The 984-nt window shown below is 66.6% G+C and carries 1 protein-coding gene; it reads left to right on the top strand.

All coding sequences use genetic code 11. The annotated features are described in order from the left end of the window. Nucleotides 1-31 precede the first annotated feature (31 nt). A partial coding sequence (locus tag V6U77_RS29870) for a beta-ketoacyl reductase (protein ID WP_334610074.1) occupies nucleotides 32-984 on the top strand: 953 nt, incomplete at its 3' end.

Below are 984 nucleotides of genomic sequence, written 5' to 3'. Positions count from 1 at the left end.
GGGTGCTGCGGTGTGGGGTTTGGGTCGGGTGGTGGGTTTGGAGGTGCCGTTGCGGTGGGGTGGTTTGGTGGATTTGCCGGGTGTGTGGGGTGGGGGTGTGTGGGGTTGGTTGTGTGGGGTGTTGTCGGGTGGTGGTGAGGATCAGGTTGCGGTGCGGGAGTCGGGTGTGTTTGTGCGGCGGTTGGTGCGGGCGGGTTCGGTGGGTGTTTCTGGTTCTGGTGTGGGTGGTTTTCGGTTGTCGGGGACGGTGTTGGTGACGGGTGGTACGGGGGCGTTGGGTGCGCGGGTGGCGTTGTGGGCGGTGGGTGTGGGTGCGGAGCATGTGGTGTTGGTGAGTCGGCGTGGTGGTGGTGCGCCGGGTGTGGGGGATTTGGTGGGGCGGTTGGAGGGTTTGGGTGTGCGGGTGTCGGTGGTGGCGTGTGATGTGGCGGATCGTGGTGCGGTGGCGGGGTTGTTGGGGGATTTGGTGGGTGCGGGTGAGCGGTTGCGGGCGGTGGTGCATGCGGCGGGTGCGGCGCAGTTGACGCCGTTGGGTGAGGTGGGTGTGGGTGAGGTGGAGGAGGTGTTGCGGGCGAAGGTTGGTGGTGCGGTGGTGTTGGATGAGTTGACGGCTGGTTTGGATTTGGATGCGTTTGTTGTTTTTTCGTCGATTGCGGGGGTGTGGGGTTCGGCGGGTCAGGTGGGTTATGCGGCGGGGAATGCGTTTGTGGATGGGTTGGTGGTGTCGCGGCGTGGGCGTGGGTTGGTGGGTACGTCGGTGGCGTGGGGGCCGTGGGCTGAGGCGGGTATGGCGGTGGGGGTGGCGGGGGAGCAGTTGAGTCGGCGTGGGTTGCCGGGGATGGCTCCGGAGTTGGCGGTGGTGGCGTTGCAGGGGGCGTTGGATGCGGGTGAGGCGCAGGTGGTGGTGGCGGATGTGCGGTGGGATCGGTTTGTGGCGTCGTTCACGGCGTTGCGGCCGTCTCGTCTGTTCACCGAAATCCCCGA

This window comes from Micromonospora sp. CPCC 205546 (genome assembly GCF_036902715.1).
Lineage (GTDB): Bacteria > Actinomycetota > Actinomycetes > Mycobacteriales > Micromonosporaceae > Micromonospora.
Note: the sequence above shows the minus strand (reverse complement) of the source record. Positions and strands in the feature narration are given on the sequence as shown.